Origin of the sequence: Streptomyces sp. NPDC050418, assembly GCF_044458745.1 — a bacterium.
In the GTDB taxonomy this organism is placed as follows: Bacteria; Actinomycetota; Actinomycetes; order Streptomycetales; family Streptomycetaceae; genus Streptomyces.
In genome coordinates this window covers 1-1,157 of sequence record NZ_JBITIG010000021.1, presented here as the reverse complement: position 1 = coordinate 1,157, position 1,157 = coordinate 1, and the positions used below count along the sequence as shown (strand labels likewise).

General features: G+C 65.1%; 1 pseudogene. It reads right to left on the bottom strand.

Annotation, left to right across the window (positions count from 1 at the left end):
* Positions 1-1,089, bottom strand: a pseudogene (locus ACIBI4_RS34510) (hypothetical protein); the annotation flags it as partial.
* Between the last annotated feature and the right edge of the window lie 68 nt (positions 1,090-1,157).

The following is a 1,157-nucleotide window of genomic DNA, read 5'->3' as shown; positions in this document are numbered from 1 at the left end:
GTCGCCGAGTTTGGACAGGCCGGCGCCGCCGGCCTTGGTGATGTAGGTCATCGGGTCGATGGCCTTACCGGCCTTCGACAACGCGGACAGCGTCTTGGCGACCGCACCCGCCTTGCCCGCACCCGACACACCCGCGCCCGCACCACCGGTGAACACCGTGGTCACAACATTGAACGTGACAGCGCCCGCCGCCCGCGCCGGGTTCTTGCCCCACTCATCCCACGCCACCAGTGCCTTGCCGGTCTCCTTCAGCGCGGTCCGCGAGTCCCGCAGCCAGGAGGGAAGTTTGTCGTCGGGCGCCATCATGTACGCGGCGCCGACAACAGGCACGGACATGATCAACAGTCCGGTGGCAAGCTGCGCCAGACCCTTCCACGCCTGCCCCATCGCATCCAGGCCCTGGAAGCCGACCAGGGTGCCCAGGCCCTTGATGGTGCCCCAGATCCCATCGACGATCAGCCCGTCCCACACGAACGACTTGACCCAGTGCCCCACCTCATACCAATGGTGGGACTCGTCCTCCGGGGTGCCCCACGGCACCTTCGCGTTCTTGAGGTCGTCGGCGGAGTAGCCGTACATGTTGTCCTTGTCGGACCCGTCGTTCGCCACGAACTGGGTGCCACCGAACAACGCGGTGATCTTGTTGGCGCAGGTGCGTTCAGCAGCCCAGAACGCGGCGACCGCGGCAGTCACATCGGACTGCAGACCGTTGTGCTCCTCGATCTTGTCGCCGTCGTACTTCCACTCGTCATCGTCCTTCACCGACTCCACGAACGCCGCCGCATCGATCTTCAGCTGCTTCAGCTTCGCCGCGATCGGCCGCACCTCAGTCGCATACTCGCTGAGTGCTTTGTTGACCTTCTCCAGGTCATCACCGAACTGATCCGCCCGATCCGCAACAGGCTTCGTCGACGCGAACAACTGCTCCGCCTCCGGAGCGGTGTAATACGCGGACAGGCCCTGGAACTGGGAGTGCACATCCGCACCCGTCTTACGGACCGCACCCGCATCCTTGCCCAGGTTCGTGACCGCCGTCTCCAGGGTCCCCAGATCACCGGTGAACTGCGGAATCTGACCAGGCTCGATCATCCTTCCTGCACCCCCGGCTTCTCCGGATCAATATCAGGCGCACCCAGCGCCTCGCGCTGCGCCTGCGC